Source organism: Priestia sp. P5_B4 (genome assembly GCF_056400385.1).
On sequence record NZ_JBFULJ010001224.1, the window covers coordinates 1 to 876 of the forward strand.

Genomic DNA, 876 nt, shown 5'->3' on the forward strand with positions numbered 1-876 from the left:
GGTACAAGGTTTATTAACAGCACTTGTACCTGGATCGATGCTTTTGATGGCAGCTTCTACGTCACTATCCAAAAACGTTTATGGCGTTCTTGTTCCTTCAGCGACGGGCAAACAAATTTCGATACTGGCTAAATGCTTTGTACCGGTCATTGCGCTTGTTTCAGTCTATTTTACACTTCATGGAGGGAATACGATTGTAACGCTTTTACTAATGGGCTACAGCATTGTGACGCAGCTGTTTCCTGCTTTTATTTTTAGTTTAATGAAAAACAATATCGTGACTAAATACGGGGCATGTGCAGGTATTATTGCCGGCATTGCGTCTGTGATGTATATAACGATTACTGAAACAACGCTTGGCACGTTGTTTCCTGCGTTGCCACAAATCATTAAAGATACAAATGTCGGCGTTATTTCTTTGTTTATTAATTTAGTTGTATTAATGGTGGTCAGTTTAGCAACGAAAAAAATCGCCGCGCAGCCGCATTTTGAAAGCGGGACAGTAGATGGAAAACAAATTTTGTGAAAATCTTTTTCCAATTGCGTTTTAAGAACACCATGAAGGGTATAAAAGTAGTGCATCACCAAAATGTTCAATATGGCTGCAAGACATAAGCAGCCTTCTCGATAAAATGTAACGATTGCGTTGTTTTTAAACATAGGTAACGAGTGTGAAAAGCAACAAGACGTATACCACAAGGGGTGTACGTCTTTTCTATGAAAGATATTCACTTAAAAAAGGAGATGATAACATGACATCTGAAAAAGCATTTGAGCAAAAGAAAGATCTTTTAATGAATCAAATTATTGAATCGGGTTACTTTAAAGCAGAAGACGGGAGACATTTGTACGAATTGAATTTAAGTGAACTAGAAC

1 protein-coding gene and 1 pseudogene are annotated in these 876 nt (G+C 37.7%); both read left to right on the forward strand.

Translation table 11 applies throughout. The features are described 5' to 3' along the window. Positions 1-526 (forward strand): annotated as a pseudogene (locus AC1DRF_RS30085) (sodium:solute symporter family protein); the annotation flags it as partial. Between the two features lie 226 nt (positions 527-752). Next, positions 753-876: Fur-regulated basic protein FbpA (locus AC1DRF_RS30090; protein WP_477742584.1), on the forward strand; the 124-nt coding region annotated here is incomplete at its 3' end.